This is a genomic window from Shewanella sp. OMA3-2, assembly GCF_021513195.1.
Lineage (GTDB): Bacteria > Pseudomonadota > Gammaproteobacteria > Enterobacterales > Shewanellaceae > Shewanella.
Map to the genome: position 1 here is coordinate 3,073,282 of NZ_CP090974.1, position 19,562 is coordinate 3,092,843.

Sequence of the window (19,562 nt, forward strand, 5' to 3'; positions counted from 1 at the left end):
TAACATTACTTGGCTTTAATATAAATGGTGGCAAAAGGTTCGTTCTGCACCACGTCTACTAATAACTCTTTAATTAATTCCATTAGCGCTAAAAAACTCACCACAACACCGGCACGGCCTTCTTCAAAATCAAATAACTGCTCAAAATGCAGGTATTCATTACTGGATAGCTTAGCTAAAATTTGGCTCATTCGCTCTCGAGTAGACAGCTGCTCGCGCTTTACGTGGTGATCTTCGCTCGCATCAATACGTTTCAGTACCTCACCAAATGCACGTGCTAATTCTAACAAGGTCACATCGGGTGGCACAATAATAGGTTTGATATTGGGCGCTTTCGCTGCACTGACTTGAAACACATCACGCTCTAGCCGCGGTAATTCATCAATATCTTGTGCAGCCTGTTTAATCACTTCATAGGCTTTTAATTGACGAATAAGTACAACCCTAGGGTCTTCCTCGTCATCGTTTTCTGTGACCATTTTGGGTAACAATAAACGTGATTTTATTTCAGCTAACGTTGCCGCCATAACTAAATAATCAGCAGCCAGCTCAATTCTAGCCTCAGTTAATACTTCAATATAAAGTAAATATTGCTGAGAGATTTGCTGAATGGGTAAATCAACCACATCCAACTTTTGCTTACGAATTAAATATAAAAGTAAATCTAACGGTCCTTCAAATGACTCTAGAAATACCTCTAATGCTTCAGGGGGAATAAATAAATCAATGGGCATAGCGTCTAGCGCTTTACCGCGAACAATCGCTAATGGAAGGCTTTGTTGATGACCCTGCATAGCGCTCCGTTTGTTATGATTATTAATAAGTAATGATTGTTTTTTCGCCCAATAAAATGAGAGGCTGAAAGCAAACGCGCGATTATACGCATTAATGGGTAAGGATTAAACAATTATCTATTACATAACCCAGGCTATTCAAATGCTGCCGTATCACCTGCACCATAGCGCAGTATATTGATCTCGCCTTCTGACATATCAATCACGGTTGTTTGCTTTTCAGGCAAGTAACCACCCAATACGATACCTTCAACTTGATGCTCAAGAATATCGCGAATATGTTCTGGATCAGACTCAGCATGCTCTTCATTTGGCATAACTAAACTGGTCGACATTAAAGGCTCACCCAAGGCTTCTAATAACGCTTGTAAAATCAAGTTATCCGGTACACGAATACCAATGGTACGTTTTTTCTCACACTGTAAACGGCGAGGCACTTCTTTACTGGCTTTAAAGATGAAGGTGTACGGGCCAGGAGTACAGCTTTTTAGCAAACGATAAGCTTGATTATCTACTTTGGCGAAATTAGCTAGTTCAGATAAATCACGGCACATCAGCGAAAAATTTTGATCATTATCAATCTGGCGAATGCGAGCCATACGTGTCATTGCATTTTTATCGCCAATCATACAACCCAGCGCATAGCCTGAGTCGGTTGGGTAAACGATAACCCCACCCTGCTTTAAAATTTCCACAACTTGATTGATTAATCTGGCTTGTGGGTTTTCTTCATGTATATAAAAAAATTGGCTCATTACCGTTCCATCCAAGATTCCGATTGCCAAACCCAAGTCACTCCTTGGGGTTGATATAAATTTTTACCTAATTCTATCCAGTTGCTTATAAAGTGAAAATCACTGCCCAACGAACCGAGTAACTGGTGTTGATGGCATAAAGCAAGTAAGTTATTGCGATCATCAATCGTTTGTTGACCGAGTACGACTTCCATCGCATCGCCACCCGCTTCAGCAAAGTCTTTGACTAATTTTTTAAGCCACTTTGCCGAGAGTTTATAACCGCTTGGGTGCGCTAATGCCGCAACGCCACCGGCTTGATGGATAACATTTATCGCATTGGCCATATCGCCCCAATTATTAGGGACATAACCTGTTTTACCCGGGCGAGGTAGCGCTTGAACACGCTGGGCATATCGCTGGCATAGCCATTTTCAGCCAACCACCTAGCATAATGTCCACGACTTAATGCCGCATCACCAGCAATGGCTTTCGCGCCTTCATAAGCGCCTTCAATACCTGCTTTTGCCAAACGTAAGCCAATCTCTTGGGCACGAACTTCGCGCAGTTCACGTTGTGATGATAAAAACTCAAGCAACGCAGGCTGAGTTTTATCAATATTTAAACCGACTATGTGAATGTCAAAATTATTCCAACGGGTGGATATTTCGGTGCCATCAATCAAATTTAATGGTTGAGCTTGTTGATTATTAAATGCATGTGCTTCCGCTAAGCCACCAACAGTGTCGTGGTCAGTAATCGATAGCATTTGCACGCCTTTTTCAAGCGCGCGAGCAACAAGTTCTGACGGTGACAACATGCCGTCTGATGCAGTGGTGTGGCTGTGTAAATCGGCCAAGATAGATTCAGTATTCATGCAGTTATTGTACTTGATACTCCAAATAAAAGCTTTGGGTATGTGCAAATAAATCGCTAATTAAGAGCAGGATACCGCAATAAAACCATTAATTAGCAAATCTATATGTTAATTATTCAAATAATGAATAATATTCAATTGACATTAAGCGCCAGCTAAGGTTTCCTATAGGCACTAAAACACATTAATTAGATGACACGCATGACACTCTTTATCGCTTCTCAAAACATTACATGGTGGTGGCACTTCCCAAATTATCGGGTTGTGTGAAGCGTTGCGCTCATTTTAATAGAGACAAAATTTTACAAGAAAGCCCGCAGAGATGTGGGCTTTCTTGTTATTTGGCCCATGCTCAGAAGCTGAATAACTCTAACAATTTAGCGATGTATTTATTTAAGCGGTAATTAATTACCCTTTTGATAATGCACTCGATACAGAATTAAACGAAGGCAGTACTATGAAACATGACCAAATAGCCCAGGTTAACACGGTAAAACAACCATTAACCTATCATGCAGATCCTTTAAGCCTTTATGAGCACGTCACCCAGAATGCTCCCCATACTATGTTGTTAGAATCAGCAGAGATTGAGAGTAAAGACCATCTTAAAAGTATTGTATTAACCCACGCAGCGTTAATGATTCGGTGCGATAGTTATCAACTAACCTTTACCGCCTTAAGTGCCAATGGCTTAGGTTTACTTAGCCCTATAGAGGCATACTTTGCAGCACAGTTTAATAGCCAAAATCAGTTAACCGATAACCGCTTAGTGATTCAATTATCCAAGGCCACTAGCCTGCAAGATGAAGATGCTCGATTAAAGTCAACCTCTCCACTTGATGGTTTACGCGCTCTGGTTAACCATATTCACACCGACACACAACCTCAATTTGAAGACTTATTTTTAGGCGGCGTACTTGCTTATGATTTAATTGATACCGTTGAGCCATTGCCTATGGTGCCAAATGCCAGTAACGAATGTCCTGACTATTTATTTTACCTCGCTGAAACCCTTATCTTAATTGATCACAAGCTACAAAAAGCCGATATCATCAGTCAGCAGTTTAATCAGGATGCTGTCATCACATCACAGCTGGTAGCGCAACGTCAGCAAGTGATAACCCAATGTCAAACAATTGCCGCACCTAAACCATTAGTGACTATCAATACCGCTGAAACGGTTAACATTAGTGATGAAGAATATAAAAAGACCGTTATCGATTTGAAAGAGCACATTGTAGCCGGTGATATTTTTCAAGTGGTGCCATCACGTAGCTTTAGTTTACCTTGCCCCAATACACTCGGCGCTTATCGTGCATTACGTAAAACTAACCCTAGTCCTTATATGTTTTATTTTCGTGGTGCTGATTTTACCTTATTTGGCGCTTCACCTGAGTCCGCTCTGAAATATGAAGCGGCCACTAATCAAGTTGAAGTTTATCCCATAGCGGGCACTCGAAAACGCGGCAAAACAGCAGAAGGTGAAATTGACTTTGATCTAGACAGCCGTATTGAACTTGAACTGCGCTTGGATAAAAAAGAGTTATCTGAACACCTTATGCTAGTCGACTTAGCCCGCAACGATATTGCCCGTATCAGCCAAAGTGGTAGCCGCAAAGTCCCTGAGCTTCTAAAAGTAGACCGTTACTCACATGTGATGCATTTAGTCAGCCGCGTAACCGGCCAATTAAGAGTAGATTTAGACGCCCTACACGCCTACCAAGCTTGTATGAACATGGGTACCTTAGTCGGCGCGCCAAAAGTACGCGCATCGCAACTGGTCCGCCAGGCCGAACAAGCGCGCAGAGGCAGTTATGGCGGCGCTGTGGGTTACTTAAATGGCCTTGGCGATATGGACACCTGCATTGTGATCCGTTCAGCTTTTGTCAAAAATGATATTGCCCATATTCAAGCTGGCGCAGGTGTGGTATTTGATTCAGATCCGCAAGCCGAAGCCGATGAAACCCGCCAAAAAGCACAAGCTGTGATCACCGCAATTAAATTAGGAGGCGGCCTATGAAAAACTCAAACGGCTTAGATAAACAACACGCCAATCAATACACTCAAAAAATGAAACTGTATTTACTCGATAATTTTGACTCATTTACCTATAACCTGGTTGATCAATTTAGAAGCCTAGGTTTCGAAGTGGTTATTTACCGTAACGATGTTAGCGCCGAATATTTGGCAGACAAACTGCTCAATGAAACTCAGCAAGCTGCATTGGTATTATCACCTGGCCCTGGTGCGCCCCACGAAGCAGGCTGTATGATGGCATTAATTGGTAAAGTGGCGGGCAAAGTACCTATGCTAGGTATTTGTTTAGGTCACCAGGCGATGGTCGAATATTACGGCGGAAAAGTAGCGCGCGCGCCTTTTGTTGTCCACGGTAAAGCCAGCCCGACCATTCATAATGGCCAAGGGGTATTTGCCAACCTTCCCTCGCCATTACCGGTGGCGCGTTATCACAGCTTAGTGGCAACAAAAGTACCTGATTGTCTTGATATTATTGCCACCACAGATGACATGCCAATGGCAATTTTACATGATGATCATAAAGCGGTTGGATTTCAATTTCATCCAGAGTCAATTTTAACCACCCTTGGCAGTCAATTGCTGACCCAAACACTGGCGTATTTAACCACTACCTCTATGTCTCAAGGAGGCCAATAATGTCTACCACAGCGCAAACCTTGCCGACACACAAAGAGTCAATGCGGCCGCTACTCGATACCTTATATCAAGGTAATGCGTTAACTCGTCAGCAAAGCGCCAGCTTATTTGCCAGCATAGTGGCAGGTGAGATGGATGCCGTCACTATGGCAGGAATGTTAGTTGCCTTAAAAATGCGCGGCGAAACCATAGATGAAATTACCGGCGCAGCAGATGCATTACGCCAAGCAGCAAAAGTTTTTCCTCGCAGTAATCAATCTATTATTACTGGCGTAGTTGATATTGTTGGTACGGGTGGTGATGGATTTAATACGATTAATATATCCACGACAGCGGCGTTTGTTGCCGCTGCAGCAGGCGCTAAAGTGGCTAAACACGGTAATCGCAGCGTAACAAGCAAGTCAGGTTCATCAGACTTACTTGCCCATTGCGGCATTGGGCTAACCATGACCCCAGAGGCATCAAGTCACAGTGTCGACACCCTAGGGTTATGTTTCTTATTTGCGCCACATTACCATGCCGGAGTTCGCCATGCAGTGCCAGTTCGTCAAATGCTTAAAACTCGCACCATATTTAACATTCTTGGACCACTGATTAATCCGGCAAAGCCTGAATTTATGTTACTTGGGGTGTATTCACCTAAATTACTGGCTCCTATCGTTAATGTGCTTAATGCATTGGGCGTAAAACGCGCCATGGTTGTTCATGGCAGTGGCCTAGATGAGGTCGCTTTACACGGCGAGACTCAAGTGGCTGAGCTCAATAATGGCGCTATTCGCTTTTATACCCTAACACCTGAAGAGTTAGGCGTCACCAGAGCGGATATCAGTTTATTAACCGGCGGTGAACCAAGTGAAAATGCGCAAATAACTCAAGCAATTTTACAGGGTAAAGGCCAAGCTGCACAACGTGATGCCGTGGCAATTAATGCCGGCTGCGCATTATATATCAGTGGCGTTGTTGACTCAGTACAAGCCGGTACCCAGTTAGCATTAGCGACCTTGGCAAGCGGTAAAGCGTTCCAAGTACTGACACAATTAGCCGCCATAAGCCAAGCCACTGAGTCAACTCAAGTGCACGCTAACACTCAAGGGTAATGCCAAATGAATCAAGCTAATCAAGCTGTAAAAGAAACGAATGTATTAACTAAAATAGTCGATACTAAAGTCGCCCACATTGCCGCACTCAAACTGCGTTTTCCTGAGGCGACATTACAACCAAAAATATCTGACCGTAGCTTGTTTGAGGCGTTAAAACAGCCAAATGCGCAATACATATTTGAATGTAAAAAAGCCAGTCCATCAAAAGGCCTCATTCGTCCGGTATTTGATGTGGAAGCTATTGCTGATATTTATACCAAGTACGCGGCGGGCATTTCAGTGCTCACCGATGAAGCGTTTTTTCAAGGTGACATGGATTATATTCCGCAAGTGCGAGCTCGTGTTACTCAACCTATTCTGTGTAAAGACTTTTTTGTTGATGTATACCAAATCAAATTAGCCGCCCATCAGGGCGCAGACGCAGTGTTGTTGATGCTTTCGGTACTTGATGATGCACAATATAAATTACTGGCTGAAGAAGCGGCAAAGTATCAATTAGATACATTGACCGAAGTCAGTAATGAGGAAGAATTACACCGGGCTATTGATCTTAACGCGCTTATTATTGGTATCAACAACCGTAACTTACGTGATTTATCGACAGATTTAGCCACCACAGAACAATTGGCACCGCATATTCCCTCTGATCGCGTGGTGATAAGTGAATCAGGTATTTATTCACATGACCAAGTTAAACGCCTCAACCCACTGGTTAACGGTTACTTGGTTGGTAGCTCAATTATGGCGCAACAAGATATCGATTTAGCGTGTCGTCAGTTATTATTTGGCAACAACAAAGTGTGCGGCTTAACCCGTATTGAAGACATTAAAGCGGTCGCCGACTTAGGCGGAGTTTATGGCGGTTTGATTTTTCACCCTGAATCACCACGTGCAGTGAATTTAACCCAAGCAAAAAGCTTAGTTAAAAACATGCGCACACTGGGTATTAGCCTTAATATGGTGGGTGTATTTGTTAATGCAGACATACGCGACATAGTTGAAACCGCTAATACACTAGAGCTACATGCAGTGCAATTACACGGCAGTGAAACAGCGCTTGAAATAGCGGCATTAGCAGAGCAATTTAACGCGTTAAATATTGACTGTGCTATTTGGAAAGCCATTGCTGTTGACAGTACCAGTGGCAACATTGGTGTTATGCCAAAAGGTGTACAGCGTTACTTGTATGACAGTAAAAATGACCAACAATTTGGCGGCACGGGACAGGCTTTTAACTGGCAATTAGCTATCGATAATAAAGCCCAAGCTATGCTAGCTGGCGGATTAAATGTCGATAACGCTTATCAAGCTAGCCAACAAGGATTCTACGGCTTAGATTTTAACTCAGGCGTAGAGTCAACTCCTGGCAATAAAGATCACTTACTATTGGCACAGGTATTTAACGCCCTAAGACGCAGCTAGTAGTGATGATTATTAGCTCATAGCTAACTGAGCTAACTGAGCCAAAAGATTGATGTAACCCATTTAGGATTGCGCTGTTTAGTTAGCGTAATCGACAAATATCCGATTTAAATTTTGAATCGAGAACTGACTGAAACCCAGAATCGACAACTGACTCAAAAACAGCTTCGATTTAGCAACAGGACAACATTATGGACAAGCTCAAGCTTAACCCTTATTTCGGTGAGTATGGCGGTATGTATGTACCACAAATTCTAGTGCCAGCCTTAAAGCAATTAGAAACGGCATTTGTAGAAGCACAGCAAGACCCTGAGTTTCAAGCAGAGTTTACTGACCTGCTCAAAAACTATGCGGGTCGCCCAACGGCGCTCACACTGACCCGTAATTTAAGCCCTAACCCATTAGTAAAAATCTATCTTAAAAGAGAAGATTTACTCCACGGCGGCGCCCATAAAACCAACCAAGTATTAGGCCAAGCATTACTGGCTAAACGCATGGGTAAAAAAGAAATCATTGCCGAAACAGGCGCAGGTCAGCACGGTGTAGCAACAGCGCTAGCCTGTGCGCTGTTAAACCTGAAATGTAAAGTGTATATGGGCGCAAAAGACATTGAGCGTCAATCCCCTAACGTCTTTAGAATGAAGTTAATGGGCGCTGAAGTTATTCCGGTAACCTCGGGTTCATCTACCCTAAAAGATGCTTGTAATGAAGCGATGCGTGATTGGTCTGGTAGCTATGATAAAGCGCATTACTTATTAGGTACTGCAGCTGGACCGCACCCATTTCCGACCATAGTGCGTGAGTTTCAACGTATGATTGGTGAAGAAACCAAAAAACAAATTCTTGAAAAAGAAGGTCGGCTACCTGATGCCGTTATAGCCTGTGTGGGCGGTGGCTCAAATGCTATTGGTATGTTCGCCGACTTTATTGATGAGCCATCGGTGGAGCTTATTGGTGTAGAGCCTGCAGGTAAAGGCATTGACACGCCAATGCACGGCGCGCCGCTTAAACACGGTAAAACCGGTATTTTCTTTGGTATGAAAGCGCCCTTGATGCAAGATAGCCACGGTCAAATTGAAGAATCATATTCGGTTTCAGCAGGCCTTGATTTCCCCTCTGTCGGCCCACAACATGCACATCTTAATGCTATTGGCCGTGCTAGATACGAATCAGCCACCGACGATGAAGCATTAGAAATGTTCCAGTTACTGGCCCGTAAAGAAGGCATTATTCCCGCGCTTGAATCAGCTCACGCAATTGCTTATGCAGTCCGTCTAGCCAAGGAAGCCACCAAAGAGACCATTTTAGTGGTCAACTTATCAGGTCGTGGCGACAAAGATATTTTTACCGTAGCAGATATTTTAGAAGCCAAAGCACAGGAGAGCGGCAATGAGTAATCGATATCAGGCAGCCTTTGCCGCATTAAAAGTTAAAAAGCAAGGTGCCTTTGTGCCATTCGTGACCATTGGAGACCCGAGTGTAGACATCTCTTTTAATATTATAAAAACCTTGGTTGAAAGTGGTGCTGACGCATTGGAATTAGGCTTTCCTTTTTCAGACCCGCTTGCTGATGGCCCGGTAATTCAAGGCGCAAACTTACGTTCCTTGGCAGCAGGCACCACGCCTGACGACTGCTTTGAATTAATCGCTAAGGTGCGAGGACTATACCCTGAATTACCTATTGGCTTATTACTGTACGCCAACTTAGTGTTTGCCAATGGTATCGGTAATTTTTATGCCAAAGCACAAGCGGCTGGTGTCGATTCAGTGTTAATTGCTGATGTGCCGGTAGAAGAATCTGCGCCGTTTATTGAAGCGGCTAAAAAGCATAATGTCGCACCAATATTTATTGCACCGCCGAATGCCGACAGCGAAACATTAAAGCAGGTCAGTGAGTCTGGTGAAGGTTATACCTACTTATTATCCCGTGCAGGCGTAACAGGGACAGAATCTAAAGCGGGTACTCCGGTTGATCAAATTCTCGCCCAGTTAGCACAGTTCAATGCACCACCACCACTATTAGGCTTTGGTATTTCAGAGCCTGCACAGGTAAAGGAGGCCATTAAAGCCGGGGCTGCTGGCGCCATATCGGGGTCAGCGGTGGTTAAAATCATTGAAACCCATCAATATGATGAAGTCACATTACTCGCCAAACTGGCTGTATTTACGACAAGCATGAAAGCTGCCACTGCTTATTAATTGAACCCAGCTTAAGATAATAAACAATTATCAAACTGCCTTTCAGTCATAAAATAATGGAGCCAACTATGGCTTCATTATTTTGATCAAACTTACAGAATGTAATCAGCTACACAAAATAGACAAAATAAATAAAACAACCTTGCAGGCTACTTAATGCGCCGACCTATTTATATTGATTCATTTGGGTGTAAAAAATTAATAATAAAATTGATTCCTCAATATTAAAACCGACCGCTATGTTTCTTTAACTCGATTTTACTCAACAAATGTCGATTACGTTTTTATGAAAAAATGTTAATTATCATACATCATTTTAGCCGTGCTAAAGGTTCTCGATTAACCATGTTGCGTGGTACACTCATGGCTTATTCTTCCATGCAATGGACCTTGCATCCAACAGTGAATCTTATCTAACATGAAACAATTGCTCGATTTCTTACCGCTAGTTATTTTTTTCGCAGTGTATAAGTTTGCCGATATTTATACCGCTACGGCTGTACTTATCGCCGCCACCGCAGTGCAACTTGTTGTGACCTATTTATTGTATAAACAGATAGAGAAAATGCATCTAATCACTTTTGCGATGGTAACCGTGTTTGGTTCATTAACCTTGTTTTTTCAAGACGATGCCTTTATAAAATGGAAAGTCACCATAGTATATGGACTGTTTGCCGTTGGCTTAGCCGTAAGCCAGTTAATGGGTAAACCCGCACTAAAAAGTATGCTTGGCAAAGAAATGGTCGTAAAAGACAACATCTGGGCTCAAGTAACATGGTATTGGGTCAGTTTTTTCATTATTTGCGGTATCGTCAATATTTATGTCGCCTTTAGTTTACCGCTAGAAACTTGGGTTAACTTTAAGGTATTTGGTTTAACTGCCTTAACCTTAGTCAATACTGTAATCACAGTGGTTTACTTGTTTAAACACATGGAAAACCCACCGGAAGACCAGAAAAGCTAATTTGATTTGAGTCGTTATTGAAACGATTACAGTGCGTTATATTCAACAATGCTTAACAGCAAATTTAAGAACAAATGGAGCCTTGACTATGTGGTACATGATCTCTTCTCAAGATGTTGAAAACAGTTTAGCAAAACGTTTATCCGTTCGTGCCGATCATCTTGCACGCTTACAAACTTTAGCTGACGAAGGCCGCTTATTAACCGCAGGTCCACATCCTGCCATTGATAATGAAAACCCTGGCGAAGCTGGCTTTACCGGTTCGTTAGTGATTGCTGACTTCGCTTCATTAGCAGATGCACAAGCTTGGGCTGATGTTGACCCTTATATTGCTGCGGGCGTTTACCAAAGCGTGATTGTTAAACCGTTTAAGCGAGTCCTACCGTAATGAAAATTGTCTCTTTTAATATCAATGGCATTCGGGCGCGGTTACATCAACTACAGGCATTGATTGATAGCCACCAGCCAGACATTATTGGCCTACAAGAAACCAAAGTACACGATGAAGCATTTCCATTAGCCGATGTCGAAGCCATGGGTTACAAGGTTCATTTTCATGGTGGTAAAGCTCACTATGGTGTGGCTATGTTATCTAAAGCCGAACCACTTAAGGTTATAAAAGGTTTTGAAAGTGATGGTGACGATGCCCAGCGGCGTTTAATCATCGGCCAATTCAGCCAAGCGAATGGGCGTGTATTAACCGTCATCAACGGCTACTTCCCTCAGGGTGAAAGTATTCACCACGAAACAAAATACCCTGCTAAACGCAAGTTTTACCAAGACTTAATGACCTACTTAACCACTCACCACACCCCCGATGAAGACATCGCTGTGATTGGTGATATCAATATTTCACCACTTGATTTAGATATCGGTATTGGTGAGCCTAATGCTAAGCGTTGGTTAAAATCAGGCAAGTGTAGTTTTCAACCTGAAGAGCGTGAATGGTTAAAAACCTTATTAGATTGGGGTTTTGTTGACAGTTTCCGTCAATTACACCCTACACGTACAGAGCGTTACTCATGGTTTGACTATCGCAGCAAAGGCTTTGATGACAATCGTGGTCTGCGTATTGATGTGGTATTAGCCACGCAATCGTTAGTGGCTAATGTTATTGAATCTGATGTGGATTATGACCTACGCGCTATTGACAAGCCATCTGATCATGCACCGATCTGGAGCACGTTTAAAGCATAAATAGCAGCTTTAATATTTGTGTTCACTTTAAAAAAAGGTTTAATCTATTCGATTAAGCCTTTTTTTAAGAAAACCGCCACTAAAAAGCACCGACTTTGTTGTACAGCCTATTGCCATTGTGAGAATTTATTTTTCCCATTTCGTTTTGAGTCATATAAAGCACTATCTGCGCGATGATAAATTTGCTCTACATCTTTATCACTGGGCAAGAACTGACTGATCCCAATACTGATTGACGGACCACACTGCAGTTTTTTATCGTTAATATGCATATCTGCAATCTGCTGATTTAAACGTCGGGCTAAATCAATACAAGATTCTGCAGACATATTAATATGAATAACACCAAATTCATCACCACCAAGGCGGCCAAATATATCGGTTTGCTTAAGTTCAGCTTGACATATTTTAACAACTTTTTTGAGAATATCATCGCCAAAAAGGTGTCCATGGATATCATTAATATTTTTAAAATTATCTATATCGAAAACTAACAAGCTGTAACCTTGTTGACCTTGTTTGAAATTTAAATAAGCATCATTTAAATACTCAATAAATTTCCTGCGGTTAATAATGTTCGTTAGAAAATCAGTTTGAGATTGATAAATCAACTTTTGCTCTAATTGATAACGTTCTGTGATGTTACGAGCGACCCAAACAACGGCTCTTTCTCCATAGCGGAGGGTTTTTAATGGATTAACCCGCCCTTCGAATCGCAGTAAGCCAATAGGTCCTGAACCACCTTCAATATCCTTAACGTCATCAGCAGCAAGTGAATATTCAAACACATTTAACTTATTTGAGAGTAGCGTTTCTTGAATTCTGTCAATAAACCAGTTTGCTTTTTCCTCTGGTAATACATCGAATAAACTCAGCCCTTTTAGGAAGCTAGCATTATGATAATAATCAGAACTATTGCCCCCAAGTATCGCGGTATAGCGACCAGACTCAGTCAATACAAAAACCAAATCAGGTAATGATAAAGTTATGGCTTCATATTCTTCAATGATTTCTAAATCCATCCTTCACCTCTAATAATGAACTAAATAACTTGGTATTAGAATTGTGGCACAAAATTGCGTGATGGTGATATGTAATAAATAATAAGTGTTGCTGGCTGTTAGCGATAATGACTCACGCCAGCTTCCTCTGTTGGCTATTCAGATAACGAATCATTCTGTGCAATACTATCAACCGCTTGAATGTATTTTGCCGCTAATTGAGCATTTGCTTGTGGTAGGTGCGGCACATAGCCTAAAAAGGGCGCGGTCATCACTTGTTGCAAACTGCTAAGGTTAGCAGTTATTTCGCTCATGTCAGCGTCCACTTGATTAGCCACCCATCCAGCAATGTTAAGTCCATCCGCTTCAATAGCTTGCTGGGTTAATAAAGCATGATTCAAACACCCTAGCTTCATGCCTACCACTAAAATAACCCCTACCCGTTCAGCATTTTGGGTTTGTACATAAGCATCCAGCTGCTTAACACTGTCAGACAAATACTGATGATTGCCAAGTGGTAACCGCCACCCCCCCGCGCCTTCAATCAAGGCAAAATCTGCGGTTAATATTGGCGTAGCAAGTAAAGTTTCGACGACCTTGGATGCCGATAATATTACATCCGCTTGAGCTGCGGCAATATGCGGCGCAATCGCTGGCTCAAATGCAATAGGATTAACCTGTTGATAGCTTAAGCCCATGTTCGACTGTGCCATTAACGCTTGCGCATCTGAATTTCTTAATCCATCAGGCGTTAACACGCAGCCCGATGCTATGGGTTTAAAGCCACACTTCTTGCCTTTGGCTAAAGACAGTAACGCTGAAGAAATTAAGGTTTTACCGCTATCGGTATCTGTGCCAGTAACAAAGTAAATCATGCTCTGCCTACTCTATGTAAATGCAAAATTAACGCTTTTGCGCGTGGATATAAGCTATGTGATAGGTCAAAGGAATACCCTTTTCGGTGGCGAGTCCTTGTGCTAATAACACCCGCTCTTGCCAGGCGGATTTTGATAACATAGTCCGCGATTGGCTGCCAGCTTGTCCGGCTGATGCGCCAACGCCTTTAATTGAATACAGTAAACTGCGTAAATCATCAAAATAGACGGTGATTTTTTCTACACTCGCCTGCAAAATCATCCAACTGCTGTTGCTCGAATGTGTTGTAGCGTCTTTAACACCAAAAGCACTTAATAAGCTTGGCATGCTGGCAAATTGATTAGTTCTAAAACCTAATGTTTGCAGCTCAGGTAAACTGCCATCGGCCACTATGGCGAGATTACACACTCCTTTATCCACTAACACCCGCTCTATTTCATTAACGGCTTTGGGGAAATCATCACACCATTGTAGGGCAAGATTTGAGTAAACACTGTCAACACTATTAGCGCTAAGCGTCAGAGATTGGGCATCACAGTTAAGCATTGAATACTGAGGATAATTCAATCTGACCTGCTCTAACATGCCAGCGGCAATATCAATTGCTGTCACGTTCGATACCGACGAAAAAGCCTTAAAACAGGTGCCTGGGCCACATCCAATATCAGCAACATGGCCGGTTAATGTGGCATTATCCTGTAATGTTTTTGCTGTGATCCGCTGTAACACATCATGTTGTTTATAAAGACTGGCCGCATGGGAAAAGGCATCGGCAACCGATTTCTCTAACATCTATTGATTCTCAATTGGCTTGTCTATTAACAATACAGCAAGCTGGGCTACCAGTTGGTGGATCTGTGCTGACGTATGCTTAGCATTTAAGGTAATGCGTAATCTGGCCGAACCTTGAGGTACGGTTGGTGAGCGTATTGCTCCCACCTTAAAGCCTTTTTTAGCCAGCGATTCTGCCACTGCCATAGTCGATGTGTTATCGCCAATAATGATGGGTTGAATTGCTGTTTTTGACTCAGTGAGCACTATGCCCGCATCCCTTGCTAAACATCTAAACAAGGCGATATTGTCATTGAGTTGAATGATGCGATCGGGTTGCTGCTCAATTAACGCCAGCGCTGAAAAAGCCAAATGGGCATTCGCCGGTGACAAGGCTGTTGAATAAATATAATGGCGAGCATTGGCCACCAAAAAATCAATCACTTGCTGACTGGCTAAAATGGCCGCGCCCTGGCAGCCTAATGCCTTACCGAAGGTTACCACTTGAATATCCGCATGATTCACCGTTACTCGGTTTTCATTTAACACCCCAAAACCGTGGGCATCATCGACGATTAACAAGCTATTGTGTTGCCGACACAGGGTGCTTAAATCGCTCATTGGTGCACTATCACCGTCCATGCTAAAGACGCTTTCGGTGATTAATACGCTATTGGGATGTTTGGCCAGTAGGCGGGCTGCACTGTCTATATCGTTATGCAGGTAACGCAGCAACTTTGCGCCACTGTCCTGAATGCCGTCAATAATTGAAGCGTGCACCAGCTTATCGGCAATTACTGTGTCAGTGGTTGAAAACAGAGTTTTCATCAAAGCATTATTGGCACTAAAGCCGGAGCAAAAAAGCATTCCCGCTTGATGCCCGGTTATATCGCACAACTTTTGTTCAAGCATTGTATGCGCCTGGCTATAGCCGCTAACCAATGGCGATGCTTTGCTGCCAACGCCATAGAGTAATGCCCCTTGATACAGCGCATCAGCAAGTTCAGGCGCGCTGGCTAAACCTAGGTAATCATTGTGACTAAAATCGATAACCGATTCTGCTTGATGGGCTGTGGCATTAAGCTCATGACGTTGTCGCAGCAAGCCATTTGCTTGCTGCATCGCCATTTGTTGAGTGATTTTATCCGTAAGAGGATGCGCCATCAATTTGCCGTATTATTGTCAAAAACAAGCTTATAATGCCGCGGCATCGTAAAACTGTTGGGTTGCTTTAGCAGTTTGTGCGCTGGCTTTTGCCACCATTTGGCTGTCTTGGTCAATATTCGCCACTGGGCCTTGTTCAGGGTGTAGCCCTAAACGTTTGAACAAGTTCATATCATCATTTTCTTCAGGGTTTGCCGTGGTTAATAACTTACAACCATAGAAAATTGAGTTTGCTCCAGCAAAGAAACACATTGATTGTAATTCATCGCTCATGCTTTCACGCCCTGCCGATAAGCGCACTCGAGACTTAGGCATAATGATGCGGGCAACGGCAATAGTGCGCACAAATTCAAGTGGATCTAAATCATCTATTTTCTCAAACGGTGTGCCAGCCACTTTAACTAGCATGTTAATTGGCACTGAATCTGGGTGTTGGGCTAGGTTAGCTAACTGTTGTAACAAACCTGCGCGGTCAGTGGCTTTCTCGCCCATACCGACAATCCCACCTGAACAGACTTTCATGCCTGATGAACGCACGTTAGTCAATGTGTCTAAACGGCTTTGATAAGTGCGAGTGGTGATCACATCGCCATAATATTCAGGCGAGGTATCTAAGTTGTGGTTGTAGTAATCAAGCCCTGCACCAGCCAGTTGCTCAGACTGCTCTTTTGATAACATGCCCAGTGTCATGCAGGTTTCCATGCCTAAAGCACGAACATCTTTTACCATTTGGGTTAAATATGGCATGTCTTTGTCACGCGGGTTACGCCATGCTGCGCCCATACAAAAACGTGATGCACCCGCGGCTTTGGCGCTTTTGGCTTCAGTTAATACTTTTTCAATTTCAAGTAAACGTTCTTTTTCAAGACCCGTGTCGTAACGCGCACTTTGTGGGCAATATTTACAGTCTTCAGGGCAAGCACCGGTTTTTATCGACAATAAACGGCTGATCTGTACCTCGTTAGGATCAAAACTTTCACGATGAATACTGTGGGCTTTAAACAGTAAATCATTCATTGGCAATGCAAATAACGCTTCAATTTCTGCTTTCTGCCAATCATTGCGAACTTCAGCTAACGACATGGATCATTCCTTTATTTTGATTTTATGTTGGCTAGGATACCTGTAGCCCGTAAACTGTCAACGCAGCGCCCACCACAAACTTTACTAATGGTCACTTTATGAGCAAATTAAGCGTATCACAACCGTCAGCAAATAAATCAATTATTGATTACGCATTTGACCGCCAACATATTTGGCATCCTTATACGTCAATGACTCATGCAATGCCGGTGCAGGGTGTGGTGTCAGCACAAGATTGTGAGCTAGTGCTAGAGAGTGGTCGTAAGTTAATTGATGGTACCAGCTCATGGTGGGCATGTGTTCACGGCTATGGTCATCCGCATATTGTGGCGGCGATGCAACAGCAACTTCATCAAATGAGCCATGTGATGTTTGGCGGGATTACCCATCAACCCGCTATTGACGCCAGTAAGCTTTTAGTCGAGATGACGTGCGCTAAACTAACCAAGGTATTTTTAGCCGATTCTGGCTCAATTGCGGTTGAAGTGGCATTAAAAATGGCACTGCAATACTGGCAAGGGCGTAATCAGCCGAATAAGCAAAAAATAATGACCGTTAAACGCGGTTATCACGGTGATACCTTTGCCGCCATGAGCGTATGCGACCCAGAAGGGGGTATGCACACTATGTTTGGCGACAACGTCACCCAGCAAATATTTATTGCGGCGCCGCAAACCCCGTTTGGTTTCAGTGCGGCATTAACGCCTCAATCGCAGTTAAATGAGCAAGGCTTATCCATAGAAGATGAGGTCGCTTTAGTCGATGCTTTTGAAACTCACCATCAAGATGTTGCCGCGGTTATTATCGAACCCATAATGCAAGGCGCTGGCGGAATGCGCTTTTATTCCCCAGCCTATTTAACCCGATTACGTCAGCTATGCGATCAATTTAATGTCCTGCTTATACTCGATGAAATTGCTACAGGCTTTGGCCGCACTGGTAAATTGTTTGCCTATCAACATGCCAATATCGAACCCGACTTACTGTGCTTAGGTAAAGCGCTAACTGGCGGTTATATCAGCCTTGCGGCGACGATGTGCAGTGATGAAGTGGCGCAAGGCATTAGTGAATCCCCCGCCGGCGTGTTTATGCACGGACCAACGTTTATGGCTAATCCCCTCGCCTGTGCCGCGGCCACGGCCAGCTTGCAGCTCATCAATCAACAGCAATGGCCTGCACAAATCAATATGATTGAAAAACAGATGATAGCTGAACTTGCTGCTGCGATTGAATATCAGCAGGTAAAAGATGTCAGGGTGTTAGGCGGTGTTGGTGTGATTGAAATGCTGCACCCCGTGAATAGCGCCCAATTACAACAAGCATTTATCGACCTAGGCGTTTGGGTAAGGCCCTTTAGCAATTTAATTTACATTATGCCGCCCTACGCCATTGGCTCAGCCCAATTAAGTCAATTGACCAAAGCGATGAAACAGGTTGCCGCCAGTATTATAGAACCGCAAAAAGAAGCACCGCAAATGGCCGCGTCGCAAAAAAACATTAAGAAGGCATTTATTAGCCATGGGTAAATTTCGCTTATTAGTGGCTTTAATTTTGTTGTTCCCCCCTTTAGTTCAAGCTCAATGGCACCAAAAAAGCTTCCATGTTATGGGTACCCAAGCCCATGTTGAGTTCTGGTTAGCAGGCAGTCAAACCCAAGTAACTGCAGACAAGTTAATCAGTCAAGTTGAGCAAGAAATGCACCGTATTGATGAAGCCATGAGTCCCTATAAGAACACCAGTGAACTTAGCTTAGTTAATCGGCACGCGGGGATCGAAGCGGTGATCATTAGCAAAGAGTTATTTGAGTTACTGCAAGATGCTGATAAAATTGCTAAATTAACCAAAGGTACATTTGATATCACCTATGCCTCGGTCGGTTACCAATATGATTACCGGCAACACAAAAAACCCAGCCAAGCATTTATCGATAAAAATATCAGTGCCATTAATTATCATTCAGTACAACTAGATACTGATAACTCATCAGTTTATTTTAATCACCCAGCGGTTAAAATAGATTTAGGCGGCATCGCCAAAGGTCATGCAGTTAAAAACTGCCTTACAATACTTAAGCAAGCCGGTATTAAACACGCATTGGTGAGCGCTGGCGGTGATACCGGCCTACTGGGTGATAGACGCGGCAGACCCTGGTATGTTGGCATTAAACATCCAAGGGCAGATGATAAAACCGCAGTTCAGTTACCCCTTAGTAATGAAGCCATTTCAACCTCAGGTGATTACGAGCGCTACTTTATTGAAGATGGCGTGCGCTACCATCACATTATCAACCCTAAAACCGGTGATTCTGCCCGTTATGTGGTTAGCGTATCAATTATCGGCAAAAATCCCACCTACGTAGATGCGCTTTCAACCGCCATTTTTGTCAAAGGCTTACAACAAGGCATGGCACTGATCAATCAACTCCCCGAATACGAAGCTATCATTATTGACAATCAGCAAACGTTGCATTTTTCAGAAGGGCTACAGCAAGATTAGAGACATAAATAAACTTTAAACCACTGATGATTAAAATTACCTAAACATAAAAAGGTTAGTATCTTTTGCTAAAAATAGCTGATTTCAAAAACTTAAGCACAGCAATCACCGGTTGCTACGCCCCTTGGACACACCTTTCCTCTTAGATGCGCGCAATATTCTGTTAAGGCTAGCAATAGCCTAGCTGCGCCTTTAAATGATGAGCGACAAT

At 43.1% G+C, this 19,562-nt stretch carries 18 protein-coding genes and 1 pseudogene; 11 read left to right on the top strand and 8 right to left on the bottom strand.

The window, feature by feature from the left end:
* Positions 1-5 precede the first annotated feature (5 nt).
* From L0B17_RS13550 to rnm, 3 genes and pseudogenes are all read right to left on the bottom strand, one after another.
* Complete coding sequence (locus tag L0B17_RS13550; protein ID WP_235085513.1) at positions 6-794, bottom strand: segregation and condensation protein A; 789 nt, start codon at positions 792-794, stop codon at positions 6-8.
* 134 nt (positions 795-928) lie between these two features.
* Positions 929-1,549 carry an L-threonylcarbamoyladenylate synthase gene (locus tag L0B17_RS13555; protein ID WP_226410316.1) on the bottom strand — a complete coding sequence of 207 codons (621 nt, stop codon included), beginning with the start codon at positions 1,547-1,549 and terminating at the stop codon, positions 929-931.
* Positions 1,549-2,405 (bottom strand): annotated as a pseudogene (gene rnm / locus L0B17_RS13560) (RNase RNM). Before rnm ends, L0B17_RS13555 begins: the two are co-directional and overlap by 1 nt.
* Before the next feature lie 457 nt (positions 2,406-2,862).
* Between rnm and L0B17_RS13565 the strand changes: the two are divergent.
* The 9 genes from L0B17_RS13565 to xthA all read left to right on the top strand — a co-directional run bounded on the left by L0B17_RS13565 (position 2,863) and on the right by xthA (position 11,960).
* Positions 2,863-4,425 (top strand): anthranilate synthase component 1, encoded by a 1,563-nt coding sequence (locus L0B17_RS13565; RefSeq protein ID WP_235085515.1) that lies wholly within the window; start codon positions 2,863-2,865, stop codon positions 4,423-4,425.
* Positions 4,426-4,475: 50 nt separating this feature from the next.
* Entirely contained in the window at positions 4,476-5,078 is a 603-nt protein-coding gene (locus tag L0B17_RS13570) for an aminodeoxychorismate/anthranilate synthase component II (protein ID WP_235089826.1), read from the top strand.
* Positions 5,078-6,175: an anthranilate phosphoribosyltransferase gene (gene trpD / locus L0B17_RS13575; RefSeq protein ID WP_235085517.1), complete on the top strand. Its 1,098-nt coding sequence runs from the start codon at positions 5,078-5,080 to the stop codon at positions 6,173-6,175. Before L0B17_RS13570 ends, trpD begins: the two co-directional genes overlap by 1 nt.
* A gap of 6 nt (positions 6,176-6,181) precedes the next feature.
* A complete protein-coding gene (trpCF, locus tag L0B17_RS13580) occupies positions 6,182-7,600 on the top strand; it encodes a bifunctional indole-3-glycerol-phosphate synthase TrpC/phosphoribosylanthranilate isomerase TrpF (protein ID WP_235085518.1) in 1,419 nt (472 codons plus the stop codon).
* Positions 7,601-7,791: 191 nt separating this feature from the next.
* Positions 7,792-8,997: a tryptophan synthase subunit beta gene (trpB, locus tag L0B17_RS13585; RefSeq protein WP_235085520.1), complete on the top strand. Its 1,206-nt coding sequence runs from the start codon at positions 7,792-7,794 to the stop codon at positions 8,995-8,997.
* Positions 8,990-9,799 (top strand): tryptophan synthase subunit alpha, encoded by an 810-nt coding sequence (trpA, locus tag L0B17_RS13590; RefSeq protein ID WP_235085522.1) that lies wholly within the window; start codon positions 8,990-8,992, stop codon positions 9,797-9,799. Before trpB ends, trpA begins: the two co-directional genes overlap by 8 nt.
* Before the next feature lie 418 nt (positions 9,800-10,217).
* Positions 10,218-10,763: a septation protein A gene (locus L0B17_RS13595; protein ID WP_235085524.1), complete on the top strand. Its 546-nt coding sequence runs from the start codon at positions 10,218-10,220 to the stop codon at positions 10,761-10,763.
* 88 nt (positions 10,764-10,851) lie between these two features.
* Entirely contained in the window at positions 10,852-11,151 is a 300-nt protein-coding gene (locus tag L0B17_RS13600) for a YciI family protein (RefSeq protein ID WP_235085525.1), read from the top strand.
* The gene (gene xthA / locus L0B17_RS13605; RefSeq protein WP_235085527.1) at positions 11,151-11,960 is read left to right on the top strand and encodes an exodeoxyribonuclease III; all 810 of its coding nucleotides are present in this window, start codon (positions 11,151-11,153) and stop codon (positions 11,958-11,960) included. The genes L0B17_RS13600 and xthA overlap by 1 nt, the downstream gene beginning before the upstream one ends.
* Before the next feature lie 107 nt (positions 11,961-12,067).
* Here the strand turns inward: xthA and L0B17_RS13610 are convergent, their stop codons facing one another.
* From L0B17_RS13610 to bioB, 5 genes are all read right to left on the bottom strand, one after another.
* Positions 12,068-12,982: a GGDEF domain-containing protein gene (locus L0B17_RS13610; protein WP_235085529.1), complete on the bottom strand. Its 915-nt coding sequence runs from the start codon at positions 12,980-12,982 to the stop codon at positions 12,068-12,070.
* A gap of 134 nt (positions 12,983-13,116) precedes the next feature.
* Complete coding sequence (gene bioD / locus L0B17_RS13615; protein WP_235089828.1) at positions 13,117-13,833, bottom strand: dethiobiotin synthase; 717 nt, start codon at positions 13,831-13,833, stop codon at positions 13,117-13,119.
* 31 nt (positions 13,834-13,864) lie between these two features.
* A complete protein-coding gene (locus tag L0B17_RS13620) occupies positions 13,865-14,629 on the bottom strand; it encodes a methyltransferase domain-containing protein (protein ID WP_235085531.1) in 765 nt (254 codons plus the stop codon).
* Positions 14,630-15,772, bottom strand: a complete 1,143-nt coding sequence (locus tag L0B17_RS13625) for an 8-amino-7-oxononanoate synthase (RefSeq protein ID WP_235085532.1) — start codon at positions 15,770-15,772, stop codon at positions 14,630-14,632. It abuts the gene before it with no gap.
* 30 nt (positions 15,773-15,802) lie between these two features.
* Positions 15,803-16,855 (bottom strand): biotin synthase BioB, encoded by a 1,053-nt coding sequence (gene bioB, locus L0B17_RS13630; RefSeq protein WP_235085534.1) that lies wholly within the window; start codon positions 16,853-16,855, stop codon positions 15,803-15,805.
* 98 nt (positions 16,856-16,953) lie between these two features.
* Between bioB and bioA the strand changes: the two genes are divergently transcribed.
* Together bioA and L0B17_RS13640 are read left to right on the top strand one after the other, a co-directional pair.
* Positions 16,954-18,381 (top strand): adenosylmethionine--8-amino-7-oxononanoate transaminase, encoded by a 1,428-nt coding sequence (gene bioA / locus L0B17_RS13635; RefSeq protein ID WP_235085535.1) that lies wholly within the window; start codon positions 16,954-16,956, stop codon positions 18,379-18,381.
* Entirely contained in the window at positions 18,374-19,351 is a 978-nt protein-coding gene (locus L0B17_RS13640) for an FAD:protein FMN transferase (protein ID WP_235085537.1), read from the top strand. Before bioA ends, L0B17_RS13640 begins: the two co-directional genes overlap by 8 nt.
* Positions 19,352-19,562 lie beyond the last annotated feature (211 nt).